This is a genomic window from Kitasatospora sp. NPDC093806 (assembly GCF_040683335.1).
Taxonomy (GTDB): domain Bacteria; phylum Actinomycetota; class Actinomycetes; order Streptomycetales; family Streptomycetaceae; genus Kitasatospora.
On sequence record NZ_JBFBDO010000245.1, the window covers coordinates 1 to 2,489 of the forward strand.

2 protein-coding genes are annotated in these 2,489 nt (G+C 77.3%); one reads left to right on the plus strand and one right to left on the minus strand.

Going from position 1 to position 2,489, the window contains the following annotated elements; genetic code table 11:
• Nucleotides 1-173: 173 nt before the first annotated feature.
• Nucleotides 174-1,241 (minus strand): NUDIX domain-containing protein, encoded by a 1,068-nt coding sequence (locus AB0N76_RS39660; RefSeq protein WP_363565720.1) that lies wholly within the window; start codon nt 1,239-1,241, stop codon nt 174-176.
• A gap of 401 nt (nt 1,242-1,642) precedes the next feature.
• On the opposite strand from AB0N76_RS39660, the gene AB0N76_RS39665 reads away from it, so the two are divergent.
• The coding region (locus AB0N76_RS39665) for a PfkB family carbohydrate kinase (protein ID WP_363565721.1) at nt 1,643-2,489 on the plus strand (847 nt) is incomplete at its 3' end.

Consider the following 2,489-nt stretch of genomic DNA (forward strand, 5'->3'; position numbering starts at 1 on the left):
CACGCCGCGTCAGCCGCCCGCGTCACGGCGCGTCGGCCGCGCAGGCCGACCGCCCCAGCCCCACGCCCGCCCGACGCCCGCCGCACCCGGCGCACGGGGCCCGGGCCACGAGCCGACCCGCCAAGCCCGTGCCCCGGACCCCGCCCGCGCTCACACCCCGGCCCCGCCCCCGCTCACGCCGCGTCGGCCGCCCGGGCCAGCCCCACGCCCGCCCGGCGGCCGGCCTCCAGGTACCGCAGCTCGCCGCACCGGCGGGCCTCCAGCGCGGCCGCCAGCCGCCGGTACCGGCCCGGCGGCAGCAGCCCGGCCGCCTCCTCCAGGGTGACGAACCGCCAGCCGCGCAGCTCCTCCTGCTGGAGCAGCAGCCCCTGCCGGGCGGTGGCGTCCAGCAGTCCGCCGTCGTAGACCAGCCGCAGGCCGCCCCGGCGCGGCCCGGTGCGCGGCTCCCAGTCGACGGCCAGCAGCCGCAGCGCGGCCGGGTCGAGCCGCAGGCCGAGCTCCTCCGCGGTCTCCCGCAGCGCGGCGTCGGTCGGCGCCTCGCCGCACTCGACCACCCCGCCGGGGAACTCCCAGTCCGGCTTGTAGACCGGGTCGACCAGCAGCACCCGGTCCTGCTCGTCGAAGAGCAGGACGGCGGCGGCGACGGTGTCCCCGGTGAAGTCCGGGGTCTGGACGATCGGGCAGCGCGCCGAGCCGTCCCGGACCAGCTGGGCGAGCCGGGCGGCGGTCTCGCGCGGGGTGAGGCCGGCGGTGTCGACGAGTCTGGCGTCCCGGCGCAGCCAGCGGCGGGCGGCGCGGTAGCGCGGCAACTGCTCCAGGCACCACTGGCGGATCCGCTCGCTGCGCTCGGGATCGTCCGGGACCTCCTCGCGCTGCTTTATGCGCTCACGCAGGATCGTTTCTTCAGGGTCCAGGACGAGATGGTGCACCGTGATGCCGTTCGAGGCCAGCGCGCCGAAGATCTCGTCCCGGTAGTCCTCCCGGAGCAGCGTCATCGGGACGACCAGCGGTCCGGACACCTCGCCGAGCAGCGCGGCCGCCAGCTCGGGGACGAGCCGGCGCCAGGCCGGCAGGTCCTGGAAGTCCGACACCGTCGCCATCCGGTCCGCCGGCAGCATCCTGCGCAGTCCGAACCCGACCAGCTCGGGATCGAACAACATGCTGCCGGGCAGCAGTTCCACCAACTCGCGGCAGGCACTCGTCTTGCCCGCCCCGAACGTGCCATTGACCCAGACGATCACCAATGTCCCCTGCCCCTCGACCTCCCCCGGTGCCGTTCGCACCGGGCGGCGCCCCCGTCAGTCGAACCAGCGCCACCCGAGGTGGTACCCCCGCCGCGCCGGTCCCCATACCTCCACGCGCGCCCTGCTCACGGTGGTTCCCGATTCCGTTTGACAGCGGCATGTGCCCAGGCCAGAGGCCCTGCGGCGATGCCCGTACGACCCCGGCCGCGCCGGAGTGCGCACCCCTGGTCGCCGGAGTCCGGAACCCGTCCGCACGCCCCCGCCGCACCCCGCGCGCCCTCCCCCCGCGCGCCGGGGAAGCAGTCGGCTTGCCCCACCCCGGGCCGCCGCACTAGAGAGGGACGGTGACCGCATCCACCAGCGCATCAACCACCGCATCCACCACCTCCGGCCGCGTCGTGGCCATCGGCTCCGTCAACATCGACCGCATCCTGCGCTGCCCCGTCCTCCCCGCCCCCGGGGAGACCGTGCTGGCCGCCGGATCGGCCCAGGGCTTCGGCGGCAAGGGCGCCAACCAGGCCGTGGCCGCCGCCACCCTGGGTGCGCCGACCCGGCTGGTCGCCAAGGTCGGCGCCGACGCCGACGGCCGGGCGGCGCTGGCCGACCTGCGGGCCGCCGGGGTCGGGACCGACACCGTGCTCACCGACCCCGCCGCACCCACCGGGCAGGCGGTCGTGCTGGTCGACCCGGCCGGCGAGAACAGCATCGTGGTCGTCCCGGGCGCCAACGCCCGGCTGACCGGCGCCGAGGTGACCGAGGCGCTCGCCGCCCTCGCCCTCACGCCCGCCGACACCGTCCTGACCAGCGGTGAGGTGCCCGAGGAGTGCGTCCGGGCGACGGCGGCGGCGCTCCCGCCCGGCCCCCGCTGGATCCACAACGCCGCTCCGGCTGGCATCCTGCCCGACTGGTCCGGCCCGGGCCTGCGCCGCCCGCTGATCGTCGCCAACGCCGTCGAGGCCGCCCAGCTCACCGGCACGCCCACCGTCACCGACTCCGGCTCCGGCTCCCCTGACACGACCGCCCGCGCCCTGGCCGCCCTCGGCGAGGGGGCGGTGATCACCCTCGGCGCGGCGGGCGCGCTGGTCGCCGCCGACGGCGCGCTCCTGCGCGTCCCCGCCCCCGAGGTGACCGTCGTCGACACCACCGGCGCCGGGGACGTCTTCTGCGGCGCCCTCGCCGCCGGCCTCGCCCGGGGCGCCTCCCCCGCCGCCCTGGAACTCATGGACGAGCTCGCCCACCGCTTCG